This window comes from Sulfitobacter sp. KMM 9851, assembly GCF_057178245.1.
Genome location: NZ_CM169991.1, coordinates 304,401 through 328,278, shown reverse-complemented (window position 1 = coordinate 328,278; position 23,878 = coordinate 304,401). Strand labels below are relative to the sequence as shown.

Here is a 23,878-nt window from a genome sequence, read left to right as displayed (position 1 = left end):
GTTCGGTTTCGGCACCGGCGATCGTGTCAATCATACCGCAGTCGTGGCCGATGGCCGTCCTGCTGACCAGAACAGTTGCGCCGCTGCGACAGGCTGGATATCCCTGTACCCATGCTCGCGATCTTCCTGAAAACCTTACCGTTCTTCGCCCTTATTGGCCTTGGCTACTGGGCAGGGCGTACGCGGTTCTTTTCGGCCGAGGCGACCGCATACCTGACCAAGTTCGTATTCTACTTTGCCCTGTCGGCGATGCTGTTCCGCTTCTCCGCAAACCTGTCGCTGGCCGAGGTATGGGACACGCGCCTTGTTATCGCATATCTGTGGGGCACAGCCTTTGTATATGGCATTGCCAGTCTCGTGGGTTTTTTGCGGGGGCTGGACGTGCCGACCAACGCGATCGAAGCGCAATGCGCCGTGATCGGAAACACCGGTTTTCTAGGCGTGCCGATGTTGACGCTGTTGCTGGGGCCAGAGGCGATTGGCCCGGTCCTGCTGGCGCTGGCGGTTGATCTGGTGATCTTTGCCAGCCTCATCGTGATCCTGATCACCGGATCACGCGACGGGCAGATCAGCTTTCGGATGCTGCGCACCATCGGCATGGGCCTGATCAAGAACCCGATGATCGTGGCCATCACGCTGGGGTTTGTCTGGTCCGGTCTGCACATTCCCATTCCCAATCCGATGAATGAGTTTTTGGCAATCCTGGGCGGGGCCGCAACACCCGGCGCGCTTTTTGCCATCGGGGCATCGCTGGCGTCGAAATCGACGGAACGCATTGAAATCGCGGGCTGGCTGAGCTTTTGCAAGCTGGTGCTGCACCCACTTTGCGTGGCTTTTGCGGCGCTGTTTCTGTTTGGCGTCGATCCGTTCAAGGCGGGGGTTATCATCTGCGCCGCTGCCTTACCCGTTGCAGGAAACGTCTATATGCTGGCGCAGCACTACGGTGCCGCACCGCAACGCGTGTCCGCCGCAATCCTTGTATCCACGGCGTTCAGCATTGTTACAGTCAGCTTGGTGGTGGCCTGGGTCACCGGTCTTTGACCCTCGTGGGGTGAAGACCTGCGCATCGTTATTTGAAAGGAACATCGACCGTGAAAACTCTGTCCGAAAATGCCTGCTTTGGCGGCACCCAAGGCGTCTACTCGCACCATTCCGACGCTTGTAATTGTGACATGACATTCGGCCTTTTCCTGCCCGCCGAAGCGCAGGATGGGCCGGTTCCCGTGTTGTGGTATCTGTCGGGCCTGACCTGCACCCACGAAAACGCCATGACCAAGGCGGGCGCGCAGACTTGGGCGGCTGAACATGGCATTGCGCTGGTCTTTCCTGACACCTCGCCACGGGGCGAAGGCGTGGCAGACGATGATGCCTACGATCTGGGACAGGGCGCCGGTTTCTATGTCAACGCCACCCAAGACCCCTGGAAGCCACACTTTCAAATGTGGGACTACCTCGCGGATGAACTGCCCGCTCTGCTGGCAGACAACTTTGCCCTCGACATGACGCGTCAGGGAATCACCGGACACTCCATGGGTGGGCACGGTGCACTGACGCTGGCGATGCGGCTACCGGGGCGGTTTTTGTCTGTATCGGCCTTTGCTCCCATCACGCATCCGACCAACAGCGATTGGGGGCGCAAGCAGTTGGGCGCATATCTAGGCGCGGAGGAAACCACCTGGGCCGCACATGACGCGACCCTGCTGATGCGCGACGTCGGCTTTGACGGGCCGATCTTGATCGACCAAGGCACGCAGGATCAATTTCTTGACCTGCTCAAACCCGAGGTATTGGCCGAAGCGATGGCAGCACGGCGGCAGCACGGCACTTTCCGGATGCAGCCAGGTTACGACCACAGCTATTTCTTCGTCGCCACCTTCATCGAAGATCACGTGGCTTTCCATGCCGACGCGCTTTACGCAGGATAACCGCGATGTCGCATTTTGATCTGATCATCATCGGCTCTGGCCCGGCGGGCCGCTCTGCCGCGATTCAGGCGGGCAAGCTGAAACGCCGGCTGCTGGTGATCGACCGCAAGGACCGTCTGGGCGGGGTGTCGGTCCATACCGGCACGATCCCGTCCAAGACACTGCGCGAAACGGTGCTGAACCTGACCGGCTGGCGCGAACGCAGCTTTTATGGCCGCGCCTACCGCGTGAAACAGGAAATCGCCGCCGACGACCTGAAGGGACGTTTGCACAAAACGCTGGACCACGAGGTCGACGTGCTGGAACATCAGTTCAACCGCAATCATGTCGACACGCTTAACGGGATCGCGCGCTTCCTTGACGCCAAGACCTTGGAGGTAGCAACCGAAGCGGGTGAGACGACCACCCTGACAGCGGATCGTTTTCTAATCGCGACCGGGACAAAAACCTACCGCCCAGATTGGGTACCTTTCAACGGCACCACGGTGCTGGACAGTGATGAATTCCTCGACATGGCACAGATTCCGCGATCCCTGGTGGTGGTCGGCGCCGGCGTGATCGGTGTGGAATACGCCACGATGTTCTCGGCGCTAGATGTGCGGGTGACTCTGATTGAACCACGCGACACATTCCTCGATTTCATCGACAGCGCGATCATTCAGGATTTCACTCATCAAATTCGCGAAAATGGTGTCGATCTGCGCCTCGGCTCCGAAATCGAAAAGATCGAAGACAGCGGTGACCACATCGAGACAACGCTCGCCAATGGCCGCCATGTACGGTCCGAGATGCTGTTGTTTGCTGCCGGACGTATCGGTGCGACGGACCGCCTGAACATCGACGCCGCAGGCCTGACGGCTGATCATCGCGGCCGTCTAGACGTGAACCGCAAAACTTATCAGACCACGGTGCCTCATATCTATGCCGCAGGAGATGTGATCGGTCATCCATCGCTCGCCTCTACGTCGCTGCAACAGGGGCGCATTGCCGCCTGCCATGCGCTTGAGGTGCCTACATTGCCCGAAAGCCCGTGGTTCCCTTATGGCATCTATTCTGTGCCCGAAATCTCCACCTGCGGCATGTCCGAAGAGGAAATGCAGGACCGGGGCATCCCCTACGAGATCGGCGTGGCCCGGTTTCGCGAAACCTCGCGCGGGCACATTATGGGCCTGGAGCACGGGTTGCTGAAGATGCTCGTCAGCCTAAAAACCCGCCGCGTGCTGGGGGTGCAGATCGTCGGTGAGGGGGCCACTGAACTGATCCACATCGCTCAGGCCGTATTGAACCTGAAAGGCACAGTAGACTACTTCGTGCAAAACACGTTCAACTACCCCACGCTGGCCGAAGCCTACAAGATCGCGGGACTTGATGCGTTCAACCGCATGCCGATCCCGGCAGAGTACAAGGCAAAGGCAAAATCATGACAGCGCTCTACATTGACGCCGACGCCTGCCCGGTAAAAGACGAGGCCGAACGCGTGGCCACCCGCCACAAGATACGCATGTACTTGGTTTCGAACGGCGGGCTGCGCTTGTCGCGCAATCCGCTGGTGGAAAACATAATCGTACCGGACGGGCCAGATATAGCAGACATCTGGATTGCCGAACGCTGCGGCCCGGGCGATGTGGTCGTAACCGGCGATATCCCCCTCGCTGCACGCTGTGTCGAAGCCGGCGCGCGGGTGTTGAAACACAACGGCGAGGCGTTGACCGCGGCCAACATTGGCAACGTCCTGGCGACCCGCGACCTGATGGCCGATCTGCGCGCCGCTGATCCTTTTCGCCAAGGGGGCGGCAAGGGGTTTACAAAGGCCGACCGCTCCCGTTTTCTGGAGGCGTTGGAACGGGAATTGCGCGCCGCAGTGCGCGGGTAACCGTTATTTTTCAACATACAACGGCGCGGGTTTTTTAGTAGTCCAGCGCGCATCGAAGAGGACGATCCATGACACCACAAGCCGTGGTTTTCGACATCGGCAATGTGCTGATCGAATGGCAGCCTGAGCGTTTTTACGACAGTGTCATCGGCATAGATCGCCGCCGCGCGATGTTTGCCGCCGTTGACCTGCACGCGATGAATGACCGGGTTGATATGGGCGAGGATTTTCGCAAGACGATCTATGCCGCTGCAGACGACTACGCTGATTGGGGCGACGAAATTCGTATGTGGCATGACCGCTGGATCGAAATGGCAGCCCCCGTGATCGACCATTCCGTGCGCCTGATGGCGGCATTGCAGCGGCGCGGCGTCCCGGTGTTTTCGCTCACCAACTTCGGCATCCAAAGCTATGATCACGCCGCCACCCACTATCCCTTCCTACGCGACTTTGACCGCGATTTCATCTCAGGCCACCTGGGCATGATCAAACCGAACCCACGCATTTACGAAACTGTCGAACAAGTCAGCGGCATCGCCCCCAGTGCCCTGCTCTTCACCGACGACCGTACCGACAACATCACTGCCGCCGCCGCGCGAGGCTGGCAGACGCATCAATTTACCGGGCCGGAAGGCTGGGCCGAACGACTGGTAGCCGAAGGGCTGCTCACACAAAAGGAAGCTGCATGACCGACATCCCGAACATCCCCTTTGCTGCTGGCGAGGCGCTGCTGGACTGGGTCGGCCTGACCGACGCACTGGCCGCTGGCCATTCGCTGCCCAAGGCAGAGATCGGCGATACGTTCCTCTATCGCGGGAAGGACACATTGCTCAGCCGTGCGGCGTGGATTGATGGGCTTGGTATCGCGGTGAAATCTGCCACCATTTTCCCCGGCAATCCCGGGCGGGGGGAGCCGATGGTTAACGGCGGTGTCACGCTTTATGACGACACCAGCGGTACCTTGCAGGCGATTGTCGATTTCCACCTCGTCACAAAGTGGAAGACGGCGGGCGATAGTCTGCTGGCTGCGCGAAAGCTGGCCCGCCCGGACAGCCGTCACATCCTGATCGTCGGCGCAGGCACCCAGGGCCGGGCGCTGCATGCCGCCTATTCTGCGATCTTCCCCGACGCGCAGTTCACCGTCTGGAACCGCACCCGCAAAAATGCCGAAGCCATGGCGGCAGAGGTGCCGGGATTACGGGTGGCGGACGATCTGGAAAGCGCCGTGCGCGCCGCCTGTGTCGTCACAAGCGCCACGATGTCCACTGATCCACTGATCAAGGGTGCTTGGCTGCAACCGGGTCAACATATCGACCTGATCGGCGCCTACCGTCCTGACATGCGCGAAGTAGATGATGAAGCCCTGAGCCGTGCCCGTATATTTGTCGACAGTTTCGATACCACCATCGGACACATCGGCGAAATCAACATCCCGCTTGAGGCAGGCGCGATCACCCGCGATGATCTGGTCGCAGATTACTACGATCTGAATCGCTTTGTCCGGAACAGCCACGATGACATCACGCTGTTCAAAAACGGTGGCGGTGCACATCTGGATTTGATGACCAGCCGTTACATCCTCGACCGCTGGCGGGCGCAGGGCTAGGCGGTCACCAGCCCCTCAAGGCGGCGTTCGCGGATCGGCAGGTGCACCACGGCGCTGAAAGCGCCGACCGCGACGCCAACCCACCAGACCGCAGTGTAATTGCCATACAGGTCATAAAGGCGCCCGCCCAGCCAGACGCCCAGAAAGCTGCCCAACTGATGGCTGAAAAATACGATGCCATAAAGCGTGCCCATGTAGCGCAGCCCATAGATATGGGCGACGAGGCCAGAGGTCAGCGGCACTGTCGCAAGCCAAAGTGCGCCCATGGCGACCGAAAACACAATCACCGTCAGCGGGGTCATCGGCAGCAGGATAAACAGCGCCGCGACCACGGTACGGCCCACATAGATTCCCGCCAGCAGATACTTCTTTGAATACCGCTTGCCCGCCCAGCCCGCCAGCAAGGTGCCCGCGATATTCGCGAGCCCGATCAGCGAAATCGCGACCGCCCCCAGCGCAGACGTGGTTGTGATACCAATGTTGTGCAGCACGCCCCCCGCGAGGATCGGGCCGCACATCTCGGTTACGAAGGCGGGGAAATGCGCGGTGATAAACGCCAACTGATAGCCACAGGAAAAGAAACCCAGAAAGATCAGCGTAAACGATGGGTCGCGGAATGCCTTGCCAAGTATCTGGCCCATGGTCTCTTCAAGCTCGGCCCGCCCGGCCAATGCCGGGGCACGCATTAAGGGCAAGGTCAGGATCATCGACAAGATCACGGCGGCAAAGACTCCAAAAGTCATTTGCCAACTGAGAAAGCCCAGCATCCATTCCGCCACCGGCGCGCCAAAGACCTGACCCGCGCTGCCGGCTGCGGTGGCCACCGCCAGTGACATGGACCGATTTTCATCCGAAGACGCGCGCCCAACGACCGCGAGGATGACGCCGAACCCGGTGCCGGCGATGCCAAAGCCGACCAACCACGCATAAGATTGCATCTCGATCGGGGTGGTGGCGTTGGCCGACAGCAACAGGCCCAGTGCATAGACCATGGCCCCCATCACGATCGCGCGCTTGTCCCCGATCTTTTCCGCCAGCGCGCCGAACAGCGGCTGGCCGATGCCCCAGGCCAGGTTCTGAATGGCAATGGCGAGGGAAAATTCGCTGCGCAGCCATGCGAACTCTTCGGCGATGGGGATTTGAAATACGCCAAAGGATGCGCGGATGGCAAAGCTGACCATGATAATGACGCAGCCGACGATCAGGACCGGGGTGAAAAAGGGCGTACGATGTGGCATGAAACCTCCGGCCAAGTGTTGCCGCCACAGTAGATTTTGGACGGACAGGGTCAAATCAGAATTTGTGCGCCGCGTGTAAGTATATGTGATGAGCGCGTGTTGAACTGGGGTTGCAAGGGGGGCCAGCCCCCCGGCGCCTGCCGCGCCGCCCCCCGAGGGTATTTATGACCCAAAAAAGCAATGAGATATCGCTGCGGCGTTGCTTTCCTATTCGCATAGAGCGGGTTATCTGTGAGCCATGAAGAACATGCGTGATACCTACGAACAGATGGTCTCGGCCGGAAAGCTGCGCCGCGACCCGGCGCAAGAAACCGTAATGGCTGAGTTTGACCGCATCCGCGATGCCTTGGCAGAGCCCGTAAAGAAGCGCCTGTTCCGCAAACCGCCTGCGCCGCCCAAGGGGCTGTACCTGTGGGGCGGTGTCGGGCGCGGCAAGTCCATGTTAATGGATATGTTCGTCGCCGGGCTGGCGGACATTCCGGCGCGCCGGGTCCACTTTCACGCCTTCATGCAAGAAATTCATGCCAAGATGCACGAGGCACGCAAGACCGGCGTGGACGATGCCATAGCCCCCGTCGCGGCTGAGGTGGCCCAGAATCTGCGCCTGTTGGCCTTCGACGAGATGCAGATCAGCGATATCGCCGATGCAATGATCGTCGGAAGGCTGTTTCAGGCGCTCTTTGCAGCCGGGGTCGTGGTCGTGACCACGTCAAACCGGGTGCCAGATGATCTGTACAAGAATGGCATCAACCGCGAGGTTTTCGTGCCGTTCATCGCCCTGATCAAGGATCACATGGTGGTGCATGAACTGGCCAGCCCCACGGATTACCGTCAGGATCGTCTGGCCGGGTCAAAGGTATATTTCACCCCTGTCAATGCTGATAGCCGGGCGGCCATGAACGCGGTCTGGGATGATCTGGCAGGCACGCCGGGCGCGCCCCTGACCCTGCACGTCAAGGGTCGTGAGGTCGTGATCCCTGCCTTCCACAACGCCATGGCGCGCGCCGGGTTTCATGATCTGTGTGGTCGTCCGCTGGGGGCCGCAGACTATTTGGCGTTGGCCGAGGCCGTGCGCGTATTGCTGTTGGATGATATCCCGCGCCTGAGCCGGTCAAACTTCAACGAGGCCAAGCGTTTTGTCACGCTGATAGATGCACTTTACGAAGCGAAAGTCCGACTGATCTGCTCGGCCGCAGCGCATCCTGAAATGCTTTATGTCGAAGGCGAAGGGCATTTTGAATTTGAACGCACCGCCTCGCGCCTACGCGAGATGCAGGCCACGGATTGGGGCGCCTGACGGATCATCACTCAGGAATCAGTATAGTCCTGTTGATGCATATCGCTGCCCTGTAGTTCAGGGTGATAGGGCGCGTTGACCTCGTAGAGCCACCACAATCCAGCCGTGATAATGGCCAAACCTACGCTCATGAAAAGAATCTGGTACTTCCGCGCATCGGCGTCATTGATCGGTGCAGTTTTCCGAAATTCATTGCCCATTTTCTCATCCTCGGTCGGTCCAGAGTTTGGCCCCTTGTGTGACACCGATATTACCACATTTGCTTAACGCCGCAGGGTGGTCCGCAAAATATCGTGGCTTAGCTGTTTTCGCGCAACACGCCCCCGGCGAGGTACAGCGACCCGCAAATCAGGACACGCGCCGTGGGGTCTGCGGCCACGATTGCCGCCAGTGCAACGCCGACGCTGTCCGACTCATGCGCCTGCATGCCGACATCGTGCGCGACGCGGGCTGTCACCTCTGCAGGCAGGGTATTTGCCTCTCCGGGAATCGACACCGCACTCAGGCTTTTGACATGTTTTGCAAGCGGGCGCAGATAGCCTGCGATGTCCTTGGTGTTCAGCATCCCGCAAATCAGATGGGTCGGGCGCGTGGGCATTTCAGTCAGCAGAACCGCAATCGCCTCGCCGGCCGCCGGGTTGTGGCCACCATCCAACCAGAGCTCTGCCTGTGCGGCGATATCAGCCAAGGGGCCTTTGGTCAGCCGTTGCATCCGTGCGGGCCAGTCGGCGCGCGTGACTGCCGCCTCGCAGGCGTCGGGCTCCGCCCCCAAATGCCGAAGCGCCGCCAATGCCGCGCCTGCGTTCATAATCTGATGCGCGCCGGGCAAGTTCGGGCGCGGCAGATCCAGCAGGCCTGTCTCGTCTTGGTACACCATGCGATCGGCCTCTGGCCCCACATGCCACTGTTGACCATAAGCCAGCAGCGGCGCGCCCAGTTTGGCGGCGCGTGCTTCGATTACGTCCATCCCGGCGTCTTCCTGTGGGCCCACCACGCAGGGCACGCCGCGCTTGATGATCCCGGCTTTTTCACCTGCGATCTCGGCCAATGTATCACCTAGGTATTGCTGGTGGTCGACCGACACCGGGGTGATCACGCACAGCGCCGGTTTGTCCACGACGTTCGTCGCGTCCAACCGCCCGCCAAGCCCCACTTCGAGCAGGGTGTAATCCGCAGGGGTGCGCGCAAAGGCCAGAATGGCAGCGCAGGTTGTGATTTCAAAATAGGTGATCATCTCGCCGTTATTGGCGGCGTAACACTCATCGAGAACGGCGGTCAGTTCTGCTTCGGAGATCAGCGAACCAGCCACGCGAATACGCTCGTGAAACCGGGCCAGATGCGGGGAGGTATAGGCGTGCACGCGCTTGCCTGACGCCTCAAGCCCCGCACGGATCATCGCCTGTGTCGACCCTTTGCCATTTGTGCCAGCGATGTGAATCACTGGCGGCAGATCATTTTGTGGATTGCCCAGGGCGGCCAGCAGACGCCAGACCCGATCCAGCACCAGATCCATCACCTTGGGGTGCAGGGCCATCATCCGTTCCAGGATGACATCCGACGTGGCCGCACTCATTTCGTCTTGGCGTTCGCAGGCACGGTTTCGGCGCCTACCGTGACCGCAGCGGCGGCATCGGCGGCCTCTGCCGCTCCCGTATTCGGCGGCGGCAGATCGCCCCGCACTACGGGTGGCATACCCATCAGCATGCGCGTGATGGTGATGAGTTCCTCACGCATGTCGGTCCGGCGCGTCACGCGGTCAAGCATCCCGTGATCCAGAAGGTATTCGGCGCGCTGAAACCCTTCGGGCAGTTTTTCGCGGATTGTCTGTTCGATAACGCGCGGTCCTGCAAAGCAGATCAGCGCATTGGGTTCGGCGATCTGCACATCACCCAGCATGGCATAGCTGGCGGTAACGCCGCCGGTGGTGGGGTGTGTCAGGACAACAATATAGGGCAGGCCTGCCTCTTTCAGCATCTGCACCGCAACCGTCGTGCGCGGCATCTGCATCAAGCTCAGGATACCTTCTTGCATGCGCGCGCCACCCGCAGCGGAGAACAAGATCAGCGGCCGCTTGAGCTTTACCGCCTGTTCGGCCGCTGCGATGATCGCATTGCCGACATACATGCCCATGGAACCGCCCATAAAGGAAAAATCCTGCGCCGCGGCAACGATAGGGGTGCGGCCCATTTCGCCGGTGACCACCAGCATCGCCTCTGGTTCGCCGGTTTGCTTTTGCGCGGCTTTCATCCGGTCAGGATAGCGTTTTTGGTCGCGGAAATGCAGGGGATCGGGTGTTGGCGCTGGTACCTTTACCTCGGTAAACACCCCGCCATCGAACAGCGCATCAAAGCGGGCGCGCGGGCTGATGTGCATGTGGTGGCCACAGCTGGTGCAGACGTTCAGGTTGTCCGACACCTCGCGGTGGAACAACATGGTGCCGCATTCATCACATTTGGTCCACAGGTTGTCCGGTGTTTCGCGGCGCGAAAAGATCGAGTTGATCCGCGGACGGACGTAGTTTGTGATCCAATTCATGAGCAACCCCTGCTGGCATCTTTAGACCCCAGATAAGCCCCAAGTTGGGAAAATGCAATCAACGGCGTATCGCCAGCCGCGCGGCAAGCCAGGATACCAACATCAGTGCGAAATCCACCGGCAACCAATCGCGCATCGCCCCAGTGTCGGCCATCGAAAATGGTGTCAGGAACAGCGCCAGCCCCGACAGATCATCGGGCAACGACACGATCAGGATCGCCGAGACGTTGTTCCAGAAATGCACCGCAATCGCCGGACCCAAACTGCCCGACCGCGCCGTGAGGTCTGCCATCAGGATGCCGAATAGGCCCGCCCAAAGCGCCACCATCAGCGCATTTTCGCCGGCAGATTCAGGCAGGTAGTGGCCCAGTGCGAACAGGGCGGACGGCAGCACCATCCACATCAGCGGCGAACGGAACCGCGCCGCAAGCTGTTGCTGAACATAGCCACGAAACACGACCTCTTCGGCACTGACTTGGACTAGAACTGCCAGCAGGGACAGCGGCAAGAGTATCAGCCAGCGACCCAATCCCATGTTAGAAACAAAATCCCCCCCCATATCCCAAGGCGGCAGGATCAACACCACAGCGCCCAAGGCAATGAGCATCGCCGACACCGCACGGAACTGCGGCCACAGACGCGGCAGCGGTCCCAGCAGGCTGTGTGCCGGACGGCGATGGATCATCCGCACGGACAGACCAACCGCCACCGACATCAGCCCAAAGCTGAACAGCAGTACGTACATTGCCTGTGCTGTCGATCCACTGAGCAGGTTGGCATAGAACCCGCCCCCGGCGTCCCCGACCAAACCGTAAACGATCTGGAAATAGAGCTCGTTAAGGGCGAAATAACCAAAAAGCGCCAAGGCAAACCCCAGCGCAAACCGCCAGAGCGCTGACGCCGGGCGGGCGGGGGCGATGAAACTCTCGTGGGCGCGATAATCCGGCAGCCACCTCATGGCTTGTCCTCCGACGGGTCAAGCGGCGGCGCTGGCGGGCCGGATTCGCGTGGTATGTCGATCTTTGCACTACGCAGCAAATCCGCGACCCCGGTCAGATGCCCGGCAACGGTGCGCAGCAAAATCAGCAGGACACTGCGGTCGCTCTCAACCACCGCGCGGAACTGATCCGCGTCAAATCGCAGGAACTCCACCGTTTCCACCGCCGTCAGGTCCAACTGCCGGGGCTCGTTCAGGATGACTGCCAGATCACCAATCAAACGGCCCGGTTCGACGTCCGTGACGTGATGCGCCTGACCGTCAGGTTCGTGCCAAGCCATTTCTGCCCTGCCGGACAGGCACAGATAGGCCGCATCGGGCCGGTCGCCCATCTCGAATATGCGCTGACCTGGTTCGGCTGTGTACCACTGGGCGGCAAAAGCCAACAGGCGCTGGCTGCGCGCGTCCAGCCCCGAAAAAAGCTCGTTGCGGGCGATGATGCGTAGCTTACGGCGCAAATCGCCCGCCACCCCCTGATCTGCCTCTGCCTCTTCCGGCTGCGCCACCCCGTCAATATGGCCATTGCGGATTTCGATATGCATGTCGAAATCCTCGGGCCGCAAAAATTTGTCGTCCAGATAGATCTGCGTCGTTTCGGGCAGCATATCGCGCAAGCGGTTGCGGACCTGTTCACGAATGTTCCGGTCCTGCCCTGCCAGCGCCTGGTTAAAGACGATGATATCAGGGCGCTTGATCACCGCCCGCCCGAAGGCCGCGCGCTGCTGGAAAACAGCAGGCAGGTTGGTGCCGCCAATCACCGTAGGGATGTCAAACAATGTGCCTGAAATCATCTCCTGTAACCCATGAGCCTTGAGAACGTCTGTCACCTCGTCTTGGATCAGATCGCCCTGCAAACCGGCCATCGCACCGATGCGGCCATACAAGAGGTTCTCCAGCACCGTCAGGCGGGGCAAATAGTTCTGCGGCTCGACCGCCACGAACATCGCCTTCGCCTTATCGCGCAGTTCGGCCCCGTTGGTGCGCCGGATATGCAGGATTTCCTGCTTGAAACTCTCGGGAAAGGTGGGGCCAAATTGTTCGGCGGTAAAGGCAAATGGCACCGTGAGCAGCAGGGCAAATTCATCCTGACTCAACGCCGCATCGCCCTTATCGCGCCGACGCGCAGCGATATCTACCAGCTGTTCATAAAGCGTCTCTTCGATTCCCAGAGCGGTAAACAAGGGGTGCCCTGTCCCGTCCCGGCCAAAGGTCTGGTGTAGCGTTTCCACCAAAGTCTGCGAGATTGCGATGCCCTGTTCGGCCAGACCTTGTTCGATCACCATCGACAGAAAGCCACGCTCACCTGCCATCTCTTGCTGGGTGATCTCTCGGGAAGGGGCGGCGAACATCAGATTGCCGCCCAAGGGGATCGTCGGGTTAAACCGCTCTGGATCAAACCGGTACACCGCGCGGTCCAATCCCTTGGCCTTGAGCCGCGTATGCACCTCGTCGCGCAGCCCCACAATACGGCGGGCGAGTTCCGGGTGCCGGTCCGGGTCCATCCGGGAATTCAGCATGCGGGCAAAAAGGATATCCGCCGTGCCTAGCGCTTCGGTGATCTGATACCACCACGCATCTACGTGTTGTGGTGTCTCCAGGGCCGCGAGGGCCGGATCGAACCAATCGGGAAGCAGGCTATCGGGACTGTTGCCTGCCCGTACCGCCTCGATAGTTTCACGGTTGCTAGTCGCCTTGTCCCAACCAGAGATTTTCGGGGCGCTGCGCAGCGGCATCAACAGGTTGTCCCCCACTGTACCCTGAAACAGATAGGGTTCGGCGCGGGCATACCCGATCCGCGCCGCGATGACCGATTGGTGCAGAGCAGACAGATCATGACCCGCGATGGTGATCTTGCCCCGACTGGGCAGCGCCTCGCGTACCAGCACTTCGGCCAGTGCCAGTCGTTCCGACTGGTTCGGCACTGTGATCGCCACGCGGCTGCCTGCCGGGATATGCAGGTTCAGGTCTTCCAACACCATGTTGCCATCGCCACTGCGGACCGAAACCCCCTCCAGCGTGATGTCGCCCCGCAGGCGCGGGATCACCGCTGGGGCACCTTCAAACAGTGCCTCGTCAATCATGTTGCGCGGGGCGAACCGCTCTACCACCACATCCCAACGCAACGACATGTCCTGCGTCTGGTTGTAATAGGTCAATAGTTCGCGCCAAGGACTGCTCAGGTCTTTGTAGGCCGCAAGCGCCGCCACCAGCGCCCCCACGGTAATCTGTCCCTTGATCGCCAGGTACCCCCCCACGAGGTAGAAGAAGAACGGCGTCAACTGCGTTATGAAGTTGTTCAGAAACTTCATGAAGTATTTCTTTTGGTAGATGCGGAAACGAATATCGAACAGCCGCCCCAGCCGCGCGGTGAACTCCGCCAGCCGGAAACGCCAACCACCATTGGTGCGCAGATCGGTAATGCCCGCTGCGGTTTCGCCAATCTCGGCGGCCAGGTAGCGCACCTCCTGAATGCGCTCTTTGTTGAGCTGGTTAATCTGTCGTTGCAACATCGGAATCAACCAAGCCTGCAACGGGATCAGCGCTACACCCGCCAGCCCGAACCAAAACGACTGCAAGAACAGGAATACAACGATGATCAGCATCTGCCCGGCCTGAAAAACCGGCTGCGCCACGGCATCGCCCATAAGCCCGCCCATCGGTTCGGCCTCAGATGTCACCATTGCCACCAGCTCACCCTGGCTGGTGGTCTGGAAATAGCTGCGCGGAAACCGCATGATCCGGCTGATCAACTGATACCGGAACCGCCGCAACAACCGCTCTGCCAGCACCCCTTTCAGGGTGTTTAGCCGCATTTTCAACACGCCATGCGCAATGACCGCCACGAGGTAGGCAAGGCAAAGTGCAAACAGAAATTGCACCTGCGTCATTTCGATATCAAACACCTGCACCATGGCTGTGTCAGAGCCTATGGCGTCGTTGATGATCCGCTTGGGTAGTTCCAGCGTGGCGTAAAGAAACGGAAACGTAAAAAGCGTGAAGGCCAGCAACCCAAGCTGCTCGCGGCGCGAATACTTCCAGATAAAGGAAAAGAGACTACGCTCCATGCACCGGTCTTTCGCAATTGGGGATCGGGCCTGAAAACGACGCCGCGTGAATTGCGCAAACTTATGCGCCCGTCGCAGTCAATACAACTGCGCGCCCGCTAAACCGCGGAATGCCAGATGCGAATTTCGGCAGGAGCCTTGCAGCACAGCCCGCGCAGGACTATTCCGAATGCAACCGTTTCAAGGAGCCTCGCCGATGTCCACCAACCAACGCTTTGACAAATCCAAATTGCCCAGCCGCCACGTGACCGAAGGCCCGGCCCGCGCGCCGCACCGGTCTTACTATTATGCGATGGGCATGACGGAAGAGGAAATTCACCAGCCCCTCGTCGGCGTTGCCACCTGCTGGAATGAAGCCGCCCCTTGCAACATCGCGCTCAACCGTCAGGCCCAAGCGGTGAAACTGGGTGTAAAATCCGAACAGGGCACCCCCCGCGAATTTACCACCATCACCGTCACCGACGGTATTGCCATGGGCCACGAGGGTATGCGTTCTTCGCTCGCTTCGCGCGAAGCGATTGCCGATACCGTCGAACTGACGATGCGCGGTCACTGCTATGACGCCATCGTAGGTCTTGCTGGGTGCGACAAATCTTTGCCGGGCATGATGATGGCGATGATTCGCCTCAATGTGCCATCGGTTTTCCTCTACGGCGGATCGATCCTGCCGGGCAAAGCGCCCAAGGGTGCCGCCGTGCCCGCAAGCTTTGCCGATCGCGACCTTACGGTGCAGGACATGTTTGAGGCCGTTGGCAACTTCCAGTCCGGCACCATGACCGAGGCCGAACTGGAAATCCTTGAACGCGTCGCCTGCCCCTCTGCCGGTGCCTGCGGTGGCCAGTTCACCGCCAACACCATGGCATGCGTGTCCGAGGCCATTGGCCTTGCGCTGCCCAACTCCTCCGGCATGCCCGCGCCCTACTTGGACCGCGATGAATACGGCAAAGCCTCCGGTGCTGCCGTCATGCACCTGATTGAGAAAAACATCCGCGCCCGCGACATCTGTACCCGCGAAGCCTTTGAAAACGCAGCGCGTATCGTCGCCTGCACGGGGGGCTCGACCAATGCGGGCCTGCACCTGCCGGCGATGGCGCATGAGGCGGGCATCGAATTCTACCTTGAAGATGTCTGCGAGATTTTCCGCGACACGCCCTATTTCGTCGATATGAAACCCGGCGGCGCCTATGTCGCCAAAGACCTCTACGACGCGGGCGGCGTGCCTGTCGTGATGAACGAGCTGCGCAAAGCGGGCCTCATCCACGAAGACTGCATGACCGCCACCGGCTACTCCATGGGCGAAGTGCTCGATCAAGTGACCCGCGAAGCAGACGGCAAGGTGATCCACTCGGTCGCCAACCCGATCAGCAAGACCGGCGGTGTGGTTGGCCTGAAGGGCAATTTGGCTCCTGAAGGTGCCATCGTAAAGATCGCGGGTATGTCAGACGAAGACATCGTGTTTACCGGTCCGGCGCTGGTCTTTGAATGCGAACAAGATGCCTTTGAAGCGGTGCAAAACCGCGCCTATTCCGAAGGTGACGTCTTTGTCATCCGCAACGAAGGCCCCGCAGGTGGCCCCGGCATGCGCGAGATGCTGGCCACCACGGCGGCGCTCTCGGGCCAAGGCATGGGAAAAAAGGTCGCGCTGATCACCGATGGCCGCTTCTCGGGTGCCACACGCGGTTTCTGCGTCGGTCACGTCGGGCCAGAAGCAGCACATGGCGGGCCAATTGCCCTGCTCAAGAATGGCGACATGATCACGCTGAACGCGATTGAAGGCAGTATCAGCGTTAATCTGACCGATGACGAAATGGACGCCCGCCGCAGGGCATGGCCCGGTGCCCGCAAGACCAACTATCAAAGCGGTGCGCTGTGGAAATACGCGCAACTGGTCGGTCCAACTTACCTTGGTGCCGTAACACATCCCGGTGGCAAGGCAGAAACCCATGATTACATGGATCTCTGAACCTTTCCGGGCAGCGATTGCTCTGCTGGCGCTGTCGGCGCTGACCGCTTGCGAGGGCGGTCAGGGCCTGACCCTTGGCGGCCCGGCCGCGCCAGAAAAGCCACTGTTGCAGACAAAGATGGCGGGGGGAGCGGTTCATCTGTTGCCGCCGCAGGGCTATTGCATCGACCGCAAAAGCCTAAAGCCCCGCTTTGCCCTCATGGCCCGATGCGATGCGCTTGGCGTGCCTGATGTGATCACTGATGCACCGCTGGGCATCCTGACCGTCTCTCTCGTTGACAGCAAACCTGGGGCTCCACTACCCACGCCGACACAGGTCGCCAAGGCAGCCAAACTCACCCGGGTCATGGACCCATCAACGCGGGATGGTGCGACGATCTTTGCCGCCGACGGGCCGGTTCCAATCGAAGGCATGTCAGCGCGTCAATGGCGCGGCACCGCGCTGATCGGCGGTCAAACGGCCAGCGTCACCTTCTACGGGCCACCACAAAGCCGCGCAATTTCGGGCGAAGGGCGCGCGGTTGTCGCAAACCTGATCCAACGCAGCGTCGCCAATTCCCCGGCCACGAACTAACACCCACTGTTTCCAATTTGGCAACACTGACCAGCGGTGGAAACAATCGCCGGGCAATTTATTTGAATGAAACCTTTGGTCTGGATAGACTGACCCGAAACAAGAGGCGCAGTCACACCCATGGGCAAATTCGGTTTCGGCTTTCTGGATAGCGGGATCTACACGCGTACGATGCGCCATTGGGCGCGCATTGCCCGGCGCTCGGCCGTAACTGAACTGCCGCTGCTGCGCCGCCAACGCCTGCGCGCGCGTTTGCTCAAGGCGCACCTGGACCGCCTGATTCACACTGCCGACGAACGGCTGGCCCTACCCGTGGTCGGCTCCACCAGCTTTTCCAAACCCCATAATGCCGATTGGGCGTGGCGGCCCGAATTATGGCGCGGCCCGTTGCCCACACCCGGTCTCAGCTCGGTCCAGACAAAATCCAAGCTGGGCAGTGAAGTGACGCTGTTTCACGATTGCGACTACTCGGAATTGACCCTGCGCCAATTGCGCAACCTGCGCGAAGAAGACCTCGCTCCCTATGGGCTAAGGCTGGATGTTTTTAAATTTGACGGTTCATTCCTGTCGCTGGTCGTTGATCTGCCCGAAGACGGCGTTAAAGGTCTGAAACGCAGCCACCTGATCCGTATGGATGCCATCATCGAGCTGGAAAAGCCGCTGGAGATCTTTGCCCGCCTCAACATCCGCAACGGTCCCAACACCGAACAGATCGTACGTGAAATGCCCCTGAACGAGGAAAACATACGCGTCGAATTTGACCTCGCCTATTCTAATCTCAATGAAAAACGTGTCGAACGCGCGTGGATCGACCTGATTTTTGAAGGGCCGCAGATGAATCAGGTCATCGTGCGCGACCTCACCTTCTCTCGCCGCCCCCGCGCGCAAATCTAGGAACTGACCATGACCACGCTGGAACTGACCAAAACCGATATGCAGCAAGGGGTGTGGCGCGGCATCGTGACCCGCAATGATGACAATACGGAAATGCCACTGATTGTGGTCACCCACCAGGGCGAGCCTATTGAGCGCGTGACGGTCACACACGACGAAAAGGCGGGGCACTGGCAGATTGCCATCCCGATTCCGCCCGAGGCGATTGCCGATGGTATCCAGACCCTGATCATCGCCGACCAGTCCAGCGGTGAAAAACTGGGTCATGTCACCATACTGGCGGGCGAGGCTTTGGGCGATGACATCCGCGCCGAGATGGATCTTCTGCGCGCCGAGCTTGATATGCTCAAACGCGCCTTTCGACGGCATTGTCTGGAAACCGACTAATTCGCGTAAATTTAGCGGTATAGATTTCGCGCGGTTGAACCTGCGGTAAACCAGTTTTGCGCAATCTGCGGCAGTCACAGAGGGACTGCCATGCCACTTACCTTTTATGGAATAGACAACGAATTCGCTGCCGCGACTGGCACCAATGTTGGCACGACGCCGAATTCGTCCACCTTTGACAATCCGCCCTACGGCTCCAGCGATTTGGTGATCACCGCACACGAAGGCGATAACGACCCCCGCCTGTTCGAAGTCGGCGACAGCTATGATGTGACCTGGGGCGGTGCGGGTGGCGGCGGGTCGATCATCAATGCCGTGGTCGTACGCTCTGACGCGGCGCCCGACGGGGGCAGCGGCGGTGGCATCATCGTGCTGGAGGGCACGGATCAGAACGGCGACATCGCGCAGATCATCTGGACGCCGGGCTATGATCTCGAAGGGTGGTACAACGCCAACACCAACCCGTCTGAAGAACCGCAGTTTTACACGCAGGACATGCAAGCGTCCTACGACCATACCTATGTCTGTTTCGCTGGGGCCACCCGCATCCAGACACCCGATGGCCACACCCGCGCCCAGCAATTAACTGCGGGCGACACCGTTATCACCAGCGACAAAGGCCCTGCAAAGCTGGTCTGGACAGGCCAACGCATCGGCCCCGGCACCGGAAACGCCGCGCCGGTCGTTTTTGACCCAGGCAGCATCGGGAACAGCCAGACCCTGCGCCTATCGCAAAATCACCGTGTTCTGGTCAGATCACCAGCCGTGGAACTATTATTTGGTGTCCCCGAGGCCCTTGCCCCCGCCAAGGCCTTGATCAATGGTTTAAACATTCGCCTCATAGCCTGTTCGCGCATGTGCTACGTGCATCTTCTGCTTGAAAACCACGAAATCCTCTTTGCCGAAGGGGCGCAGTGCGAAAGTCTGCTGCTGGGAACAGAGGCACGCAAATCACTGTCCGTGGGCGCTTTCGACGACGCGGCGCCACATTTCGCGCTCGACACCGCTGTGCAGCATAAAACAGCTGCACGGCCCATCCTCACCCTAAAAGAGGCGCATATGCTGCTAAGCAATGACCCTGCAGAGCGGGACATCCAGCCCCAACTACAGGCGCTCTGACAAAAAAGGCCCCACTGTCGCCAGCGAGGCCCGCAGTAACCGATTAGACTTCGGTTATTCTTTTGGACCCAGCGCCGACAGACCCTTGAGAATATCAATGGCATAGGCCAGCTGATAATCTTCTTCGCGCAGTTCTGCCGCTTTGCGGGTGCGCTCGCGGTCCTCTTCGATCTGTTTGATCTGGTCATCGGTCAAGCTGTCATTGTTCAGGCGACCGCGCAGATCAGCCTCTGACCGCAGCGGATTGGTCGACAGCGCGCCGTCTTCTTCGTCGGTTTTCGGTTTGGTCGGCGGCTGCGCCACGATGATGTCCGGTGACACGCCCAGCGCCTGGATCGACCGGCCCGAAGGTGTGTAATAGCGGGCAGTGGTCAGGCGCATCGCACCCTCGCCCCGTAGCGGCATCACCGTCTGAACCGACCCTTTGCCAAAGCTTTTAGTCCCGATCACAATGGCACGGCGATGGTCCTGCAAGGCGCCTGCAACAATCTCGGATGCGGACGCAGAGCCACCGTTTATCAAGACCACGATCGGCTTGCCCATCGACAGATCACCCGGCGTCGCATTCACACGGTCACCATCGGCTGGGTCGCGGCCCCGTGTGCTGACGATCTCACCTTCTTCGAGAAAGGCATCCGACACCGAAATTGCCTGATTCAGCAAGCCGCCGGGGTTGTTGCGCAGGTCGATGACGATGCCGTTGATGTTGTCGATGCCGCCGGCGTTCTTAATCTGCTCTTCCAGGCCTTCCTTCATCTTGGGATAGGTCTGTTCGTTGAACGTGGTCAGTCGCAAGACGGCAGTCTGGCCTTCGGTGCGCGCTTTGACGGCGGTCAGCTGGATGGTGTCGCGCACGATCGACACGTCGAATGGTTCTGCCTCGCCCTCGCGGACCACGGTAATCACGATTTCCGATCCCACCGGCCCGCGCATCAACTCAACCGCGTCGTCCAGCAATAGCCCCAGCAGGCTCTCGCCATCCACATGGGTGATGAAATCTCCGGCTTCGATCCCGGCCTCGGCGGCGGGTGTGCCGTCAATCGGCGATACGACCTTGACGAAACCTTCTTCCTGCGTGACCTCGATCCCCAGACCACCAAACTCGCCGCGCGTCTGTTCGCGCATCTTGGATGCATCCTTGGGCGACAGATAGCTTGAGTGTGGATCAAGCGAAGTCAACATACCGTTGATCGCTGCTTCGATCAGGTCACCGGGGTCGACTTCTTCAACATATTGCGCGCGGATACGTTCGAAAATGTCGCCAAACAGGTCCAGCTGCTCGTAGACGTTGCTGGTCTTTGCCGCCTCCTGCGCCAGCAGCGGACCGGCAATCTGCGTCGTTGCCACAACACCTGCCACGGTGCCTGCCACGGCGGCCATCACGAATTTCTTCATCTGTTATCCATCCTTGTCGGTGCGGAACCAGTCTGCCGGGTCCTGAGGTATGTTGTCTTGTCTGACTTCTATATAGAGCGTTTCTGTGCGGTCAGTGCCAGTGCCATCACCATTTGGTGACATTGCCGAGTTAGTGCCGTTTTCCGTCCCACCCATCAACCCGATTGGTGTGCCACCGGCAATCACCTGCCCGGCCTGGCCATAAACAACGTCCAGACCCGCCAGAACAAATAGCGTATCAACCTGTGGTTCCAAGATCACGACATTGCCCAAATCCAGCAATGGCCCGACATAGCGGATCGTCGCGGCTGTGGGGGTGGTGACGATGGCCCGCGGGCGCGTGGCAAGTATCATACCGGGTCGGGTGACACCTGCGGCATCGGTTTCGCCCGCCTCGCGCAGGGTCAGCCCCTGCGCGGGCAGGGGCAAGTCGCCCACTTGTCCATCCAGATTGACCGGGGCCGGTTCGACTTCGCCTGCTGCGATTTCAGATAGGCCGCTGGCGAAACCGTCCAATGTTTCGGTCGATGCGATCAGGATGCCCGTGCGCACCGGATCTTCGGTAAATCGCAGCGGCAGATCGGTGCGATTTGCCATCGCCTGATTCAGCTCAGTCCGCGCACGCTGCACCTCGGTCAGCCCCTCCTGCACCCGCTGCGCGGCATCAACCTGTAAGGCGCGCAGGGTCTGCACATTTTCATAGTCCCGCCGCAGCGCATCGGCGCGGGCATTCAATGCAGGCGTCAACTCGGCCAGCAACATGCCTGCGCGAGCGGTGCCGGTGGGGCCATCGGGGTGAAGAAACACCACCGGGGTGGGATCGCCGCCAATGGTCTGCAAGACACCCAGAAACTGGGCCACCTCGCCCTCGCGGGCCTGCAATTTTTGGCTGAGCTGTGCTTCGTTGATCGCTGCCTGCCGCAGCCCGGCCCGCATCGCCGCCAGTCCATTCTCAAACGCCTGTATGGTTTCAGTCAGCGCCTGAACCCGGTCACGCGCACCATCAGCCTGTCGCAAACGCTCCGAAGCGACCTCAAGCTCCTCTGCCGCCAGACGCGCCTGCAAGGCTGCATCGTTCTGCGCTATACCCGCCAGCGGCCAGACCACCAGCAGTACCGAGATGAAAAACCGTATCATGTCAGCAGGCACCGCCCCGTCATCTCGTCCGGTTGCGGCAAGCCCATCAGATGCAGCACCGTCGGCGCCAGATCGGCCAAGCGCCCGTCGCGCAACACGACCCCCTGCTGCGCACCTACCACCGCCACCGGCACAAGGTTCAGCGTATGCGCCGTATGCGGCCCACCGGTTTCGGGGTCGATCATCACCTCGCAATTGCCGTGATCGGCAGTGACGATCATCGCGCCCCCGGCTTTTTCCAGCGCCGCCAGAACCTTGCCCAGCCCGGCATCCACCGCTTCGCAGGCGGCAATGGCGGCATCCAGATCGCCAGTATGACCGACCATATCGGGATTGGCATAGTTCACCACGATCAGGTCATAACCTGCCTCAATCGCCGCCACAAATTTCTCCGTCACCTCGCCCGACGACATTTCCGGCTGCAAATCATAGGTCGCCACATCGGGGGATTTGGGCATTGCGCGGTCCTCGCCCGTGGCCGGAATCTCTACCCCGCCGTTCAAGAAAAACGTCACATGCGGATATTTTTCGGTCTCGGCCAGCCGGAACTGACGCAACCCATGCTGCGCCACCCAATCGCCCAACGTGTTCACGATGTCAGGTTTTGGGTACATCGTCGTCATGTACGTGCCGTGCATCTTGGAATATTCGGCCATCCCCATCACCGCCGCCCAATCCGGGCGCGGACCAACATCAAACGTATCAAAACCCGGACCCGCCAGCGCCGCCATGATCTCTCGCGCGCGATCTGCGCGAAAGTTCAGGCAGAGCATCGCGTCGCCGTCCCGTGCCCCCGTATAGCCGCCGATCACGCTGGCAGGGATAAATTCATCAGTTTCGCCACGCTCATAGGCAGCGTTTACCGCCGCAATGGCATCGGGTTCGGCATGGCCCTCGCCGCGCAGAATGGCCGCCACGGCCTTGGCCACCCGATCCCAGCGATTGTCGCGGTCCATCGCAAAATAGCGCCCTGTGACGGTGGCAATCCGAACCCCCTTTGGCAGCTTGGCCTGCAAGCTGTCCAAATATCCCAGCGCCGATTGCGGGGCCACATCGCGCCCGTCGGTCATGGTATGGATCACCACCGGCACGCCCGCCGCGTCAATCGCCCGCGCCGCCGCTATCATGTGGTTCAGGTGACCATGCACGCCGCCGTCTGAAACGACCCCCAGCAAATGTGCTGTGCCGCCAGTTGCTTTCAATCGCGCGATGAAATCCAACAAAGGGGCGTTCTGCGCAAAACTGCCGTCCTCGATCGCCAGATCAATCTGCCCCAGATCCATCGCGACGACCCGCCCCGCGCCGATATTGGTGTGACCCACCTCGGAATTGCCCATCTGCCCCCGTGGCAGACCAACGTCGGGACCATGGGTGATTAGGCTGGCATGGGGAAAATCGCGCATGAGGCGGTCAAAATTTGGCGTATGAGCAAGCAGCGGCGCATTCCCCTCCCGCTCCGCCCGCAGGCCCCAGCCGTCAAGGATGCACAATACGACAGGTTTAGGGGCATTCATTCTGGCTCTGCTCCGCTTGGGGACTTGTTTTGCGCCTTTTACCCTTTGTAGGCAGGGACGTGAACCACTTTCCTGTGTTCCACCTCATTCACGCGCTCGGCCCTTGCCCCGCCTGCCCGCTTTGGTCATAACAAGGGGCAAATTTCGCCCCGATTAAGGACCAGACCATGACCCTGCAAGCGCCCGAAACCCGCATTGTAAACACTTGGCGTGTGGCCTGTGACGGCAGCGAAGGCGCGTTGGGCCATCCGCGCGTCTGGCTGCAAATCCCACAGGATCGCGGCTGGGTCGAATGTGGATATTGCGACTGCAAGTTCGTGCACGTGGATTTCGAAGGCAAAGTCTGAACCACAACCGGC

Annotated in this window: 22 protein-coding genes; 13 read left to right on the top strand and 9 right to left on the bottom strand. The window is 60.1% G+C overall.

Annotated features, from left to right (window positions below):
* The first annotated feature begins 111 nt into the window (after positions 1-111).
* The 6 genes from AC1965_RS01560 (at position 112) to AC1965_RS01535 (ending at position 5,404) form a co-directional block, all read left to right on the top strand.
* Positions 112-1,041, top strand: coding sequence for an AEC family transporter (locus AC1965_RS01560; protein ID WP_483885558.1), 930 nt, complete (start codon positions 112-114; stop codon positions 1,039-1,041).
* A gap of 50 nt (positions 1,042-1,091) precedes the next feature.
* Complete coding sequence (fghA, locus tag AC1965_RS01555; protein ID WP_483885557.1) at positions 1,092-1,925, top strand: S-formylglutathione hydrolase; 834 nt, start codon at positions 1,092-1,094, stop codon at positions 1,923-1,925.
* Positions 1,926-1,930: 5 nt separating this feature from the next.
* Positions 1,931-3,349, top strand: a complete 1,419-nt coding sequence (gene sthA, locus AC1965_RS01550) for a Si-specific NAD(P)(+) transhydrogenase (RefSeq protein WP_483885556.1) — start codon at positions 1,931-1,933, stop codon at positions 3,347-3,349.
* Positions 3,346-3,798 (top strand): YaiI/YqxD family protein, encoded by a 453-nt coding sequence (locus tag AC1965_RS01545; protein ID WP_483885555.1) that lies wholly within the window; start codon positions 3,346-3,348, stop codon positions 3,796-3,798. Before sthA ends, AC1965_RS01545 begins: the two co-directional genes overlap by 4 nt.
* Positions 3,799-3,866: 68 nt before the next feature.
* A complete protein-coding gene (locus tag AC1965_RS01540) occupies positions 3,867-4,487 on the top strand; it encodes an HAD family hydrolase (RefSeq protein ID WP_483885554.1) in 621 nt (206 codons plus the stop codon).
* Positions 4,484-5,404 carry an ornithine cyclodeaminase family protein gene (locus tag AC1965_RS01535; RefSeq protein WP_483885553.1) on the top strand — a complete coding sequence of 307 codons (921 nt, stop codon included), beginning with the start codon at positions 4,484-4,486 and terminating at the stop codon, positions 5,402-5,404. Before AC1965_RS01540 ends, AC1965_RS01535 begins: the two co-directional genes overlap by 4 nt.
* Here AC1965_RS01535 and AC1965_RS01530 read toward each other — a convergent pair.
* A complete protein-coding gene (locus AC1965_RS01530) occupies positions 5,401-6,642 on the bottom strand; it encodes an MFS transporter (protein ID WP_483885552.1) in 1,242 nt (413 codons plus the stop codon). The two genes, AC1965_RS01535 and AC1965_RS01530, sit on opposite strands and share 4 nt — an antisense overlap.
* A gap of 238 nt (positions 6,643-6,880) precedes the next feature.
* Here AC1965_RS01530 and zapE point away from each other — a divergent pair, with 238 nt between their 5' ends.
* Positions 6,881-7,939 (top strand): cell division protein ZapE, encoded by a 1,059-nt coding sequence (gene zapE / locus AC1965_RS01525; protein ID WP_483885551.1) that lies wholly within the window; start codon positions 6,881-6,883, stop codon positions 7,937-7,939.
* Between the two features lie 11 nt (positions 7,940-7,950).
* On the opposite strand, the gene AC1965_RS01520 is transcribed toward zapE, so the two are convergent.
* The 5 genes from AC1965_RS01520 to AC1965_RS01500 form a co-directional block, all read right to left on the bottom strand.
* Complete coding sequence (locus AC1965_RS01520; RefSeq protein WP_483885550.1) at positions 7,951-8,139, bottom strand: hypothetical protein; 189 nt, start codon at positions 8,137-8,139, stop codon at positions 7,951-7,953.
* Between the two features lie 98 nt (positions 8,140-8,237).
* Complete coding sequence (locus AC1965_RS01515) at positions 8,238-9,512, bottom strand: bifunctional folylpolyglutamate synthase/dihydrofolate synthase (protein ID WP_483885549.1); 1,275 nt, start codon at positions 9,510-9,512, stop codon at positions 8,238-8,240.
* Positions 9,509-10,474, bottom strand: a complete 966-nt coding sequence (gene accD / locus AC1965_RS01510) for an acetyl-CoA carboxylase, carboxyltransferase subunit beta (RefSeq protein WP_483885548.1) — start codon at positions 10,472-10,474, stop codon at positions 9,509-9,511. The genes AC1965_RS01515 and accD overlap by 4 nt, the downstream gene beginning before the upstream one ends.
* Before the next feature lie 58 nt (positions 10,475-10,532).
* The gene (locus AC1965_RS01505; RefSeq protein WP_483885547.1) at positions 10,533-11,432 is read right to left on the bottom strand and encodes a lysostaphin resistance A-like protein; all 900 of its coding nucleotides are present in this window, start codon (positions 11,430-11,432) and stop codon (positions 10,533-10,535) included.
* Positions 11,429-14,536: an ABC transporter transmembrane domain-containing protein gene (locus tag AC1965_RS01500; RefSeq protein WP_483885546.1), complete on the bottom strand. Its 3,108-nt coding sequence runs from the start codon at positions 14,534-14,536 to the stop codon at positions 11,429-11,431. Before AC1965_RS01500 ends, AC1965_RS01505 begins: the two co-directional genes overlap by 4 nt.
* 196 nt (positions 14,537-14,732) lie before the next feature.
* Between AC1965_RS01500 and ilvD the strand changes: the two genes are divergently transcribed.
* The 5 genes from ilvD (at position 14,733) to AC1965_RS01475 (ending at position 19,473) form a co-directional block, all read left to right on the top strand.
* Positions 14,733-16,499, top strand: coding sequence for a dihydroxy-acid dehydratase (gene ilvD / locus AC1965_RS01495; protein WP_483885545.1), 1,767 nt, complete (start codon positions 14,733-14,735; stop codon positions 16,497-16,499).
* On the top strand, positions 16,480-17,073 hold the full coding sequence (locus AC1965_RS01490) for a hypothetical protein (protein ID WP_483885544.1): 594 nt from the start codon (positions 16,480-16,482) through the stop codon (positions 17,071-17,073). Before ilvD ends, AC1965_RS01490 begins: the two co-directional genes overlap by 20 nt.
* A gap of 120 nt (positions 17,074-17,193) precedes the next feature.
* Positions 17,194-17,967, top strand: a complete 774-nt coding sequence (locus AC1965_RS01485) for a DUF6478 family protein (RefSeq protein WP_483885543.1) — start codon at positions 17,194-17,196, stop codon at positions 17,965-17,967.
* Between the two features lie 9 nt (positions 17,968-17,976).
* Positions 17,977-18,354, top strand: coding sequence for a hypothetical protein (locus AC1965_RS01480; protein WP_483885542.1), 378 nt, complete (start codon positions 17,977-17,979; stop codon positions 18,352-18,354).
* A gap of 90 nt (positions 18,355-18,444) precedes the next feature.
* Complete coding sequence (locus AC1965_RS01475; protein WP_483885541.1) at positions 18,445-19,473, top strand: Hint domain-containing protein; 1,029 nt, start codon at positions 18,445-18,447, stop codon at positions 19,471-19,473.
* 54 nt (positions 19,474-19,527) lie between these two features.
* Here AC1965_RS01475 and AC1965_RS01470 read toward each other — a convergent pair whose 3' ends face one another.
* Genes AC1965_RS01470 through gpmI form a run of 3 tightly spaced genes read right to left on the bottom strand, consistent with a single transcriptional unit; the run spans position 19,528 to position 23,519 of the window.
* On the bottom strand, positions 19,528-20,868 hold the full coding sequence (locus tag AC1965_RS01470) for a S41 family peptidase (RefSeq protein WP_483885540.1): 1,341 nt from the start codon (positions 20,866-20,868) through the stop codon (positions 19,528-19,530).
* Positions 20,869-20,871: 3 nt separating this feature from the next.
* Positions 20,872-22,005 carry a murein hydrolase activator EnvC family protein gene (locus tag AC1965_RS01465; protein ID WP_483885539.1) on the bottom strand — a complete coding sequence of 378 codons (1,134 nt, stop codon included), beginning with the start codon at positions 22,003-22,005 and terminating at the stop codon, positions 20,872-20,874.
* A complete protein-coding gene (gpmI, locus tag AC1965_RS01460; protein ID WP_483885538.1) occupies positions 22,002-23,519 on the bottom strand; it encodes a 2,3-bisphosphoglycerate-independent phosphoglycerate mutase in 1,518 nt (505 codons plus the stop codon). Before gpmI ends, AC1965_RS01465 begins: the two co-directional genes overlap by 4 nt.
* Before the next feature lie 167 nt (positions 23,520-23,686).
* Here gpmI and AC1965_RS01455 point away from each other — a divergent pair, with 167 nt between their 5' ends.
* Complete coding sequence (locus tag AC1965_RS01455) at positions 23,687-23,866, top strand: zinc-finger domain-containing protein (protein WP_483885537.1); 180 nt, start codon at positions 23,687-23,689, stop codon at positions 23,864-23,866.
* Positions 23,867-23,878: the final 12 nt, after the last annotated feature.

Excerpts from the sequence above, each read along its gene's own strand:
- AC1965_RS01560 (WP_483885558.1), top strand. The coding sequence starts at position 112 with ATGCTCGCGATCTTCCTGAAAACCTTACCGTTCTTCGCCCTTATTGGC.
- sthA (WP_483885556.1), top strand. The coding sequence starts at position 1,931 with ATGTCGCATTTTGATCTGATCATCATCGGCTCTGGCCCGGCGGGCCGC.
- AC1965_RS01545 (WP_483885555.1), top strand. The coding sequence starts at position 3,346 with ATGACAGCGCTCTACATTGACGCCGACGCCTGCCCGGTAAAAGACGAG.
- AC1965_RS01540 (WP_483885554.1), top strand. The coding sequence starts at position 3,867 with ATGACACCACAAGCCGTGGTTTTCGACATCGGCAATGTGCTGATCGAA.
- AC1965_RS01535 (WP_483885553.1), top strand. The coding sequence starts at position 4,484 with ATGACCGACATCCCGAACATCCCCTTTGCTGCTGGCGAGGCGCTGCTG.
- AC1965_RS01530 (WP_483885552.1), bottom strand. The coding sequence starts at position 6,642 with ATGCCACATCGTACGCCCTTTTTCACCCCGGTCCTGATCGTCGGCTGC.
- zapE (WP_483885551.1), top strand. The coding sequence starts at position 6,881 with ATGAAGAACATGCGTGATACCTACGAACAGATGGTCTCGGCCGGAAAG.
- AC1965_RS01520 (WP_483885550.1), bottom strand. The coding sequence starts at position 8,139 with ATGGGCAATGAATTTCGGAAAACTGCACCGATCAATGACGCCGATGCG.
- AC1965_RS01515 (WP_483885549.1), bottom strand. The coding sequence starts at position 9,512 with ATGAGTGCGGCCACGTCGGATGTCATCCTGGAACGGATGATGGCCCTG.
- accD (WP_483885548.1), bottom strand. The coding sequence starts at position 10,474 with ATGAATTGGATCACAAACTACGTCCGTCCGCGGATCAACTCGATCTTT.
- AC1965_RS01505 (WP_483885547.1), bottom strand. The coding sequence starts at position 11,432 with ATGAGGTGGCTGCCGGATTATCGCGCCCACGAGAGTTTCATCGCCCCC.
- AC1965_RS01500 (WP_483885546.1), bottom strand. The coding sequence starts at position 14,536 with ATGGAGCGTAGTCTCTTTTCCTTTATCTGGAAGTATTCGCGCCGCGAG.
- ilvD (WP_483885545.1), top strand. The coding sequence starts at position 14,733 with ATGTCCACCAACCAACGCTTTGACAAATCCAAATTGCCCAGCCGCCAC.
- AC1965_RS01490 (WP_483885544.1), top strand. The coding sequence starts at position 16,480 with ATGATTACATGGATCTCTGAACCTTTCCGGGCAGCGATTGCTCTGCTG.
- AC1965_RS01485 (WP_483885543.1), top strand. The coding sequence starts at position 17,194 with ATGGGCAAATTCGGTTTCGGCTTTCTGGATAGCGGGATCTACACGCGT.
- AC1965_RS01480 (WP_483885542.1), top strand. The coding sequence starts at position 17,977 with ATGACCACGCTGGAACTGACCAAAACCGATATGCAGCAAGGGGTGTGG.
- AC1965_RS01475 (WP_483885541.1), top strand. The coding sequence starts at position 18,445 with ATGCCACTTACCTTTTATGGAATAGACAACGAATTCGCTGCCGCGACT.
- AC1965_RS01470 (WP_483885540.1), bottom strand. The coding sequence starts at position 20,868 with ATGAAGAAATTCGTGATGGCCGCCGTGGCAGGCACCGTGGCAGGTGTT.
- AC1965_RS01465 (WP_483885539.1), bottom strand. The coding sequence starts at position 22,005 with ATGATACGGTTTTTCATCTCGGTACTGCTGGTGGTCTGGCCGCTGGCG.
- gpmI (WP_483885538.1), bottom strand. The coding sequence starts at position 23,519 with ATGAATGCCCCTAAACCTGTCGTATTGTGCATCCTTGACGGCTGGGGC.
- AC1965_RS01455 (WP_483885537.1), top strand. The coding sequence starts at position 23,687 with ATGACCCTGCAAGCGCCCGAAACCCGCATTGTAAACACTTGGCGTGTG.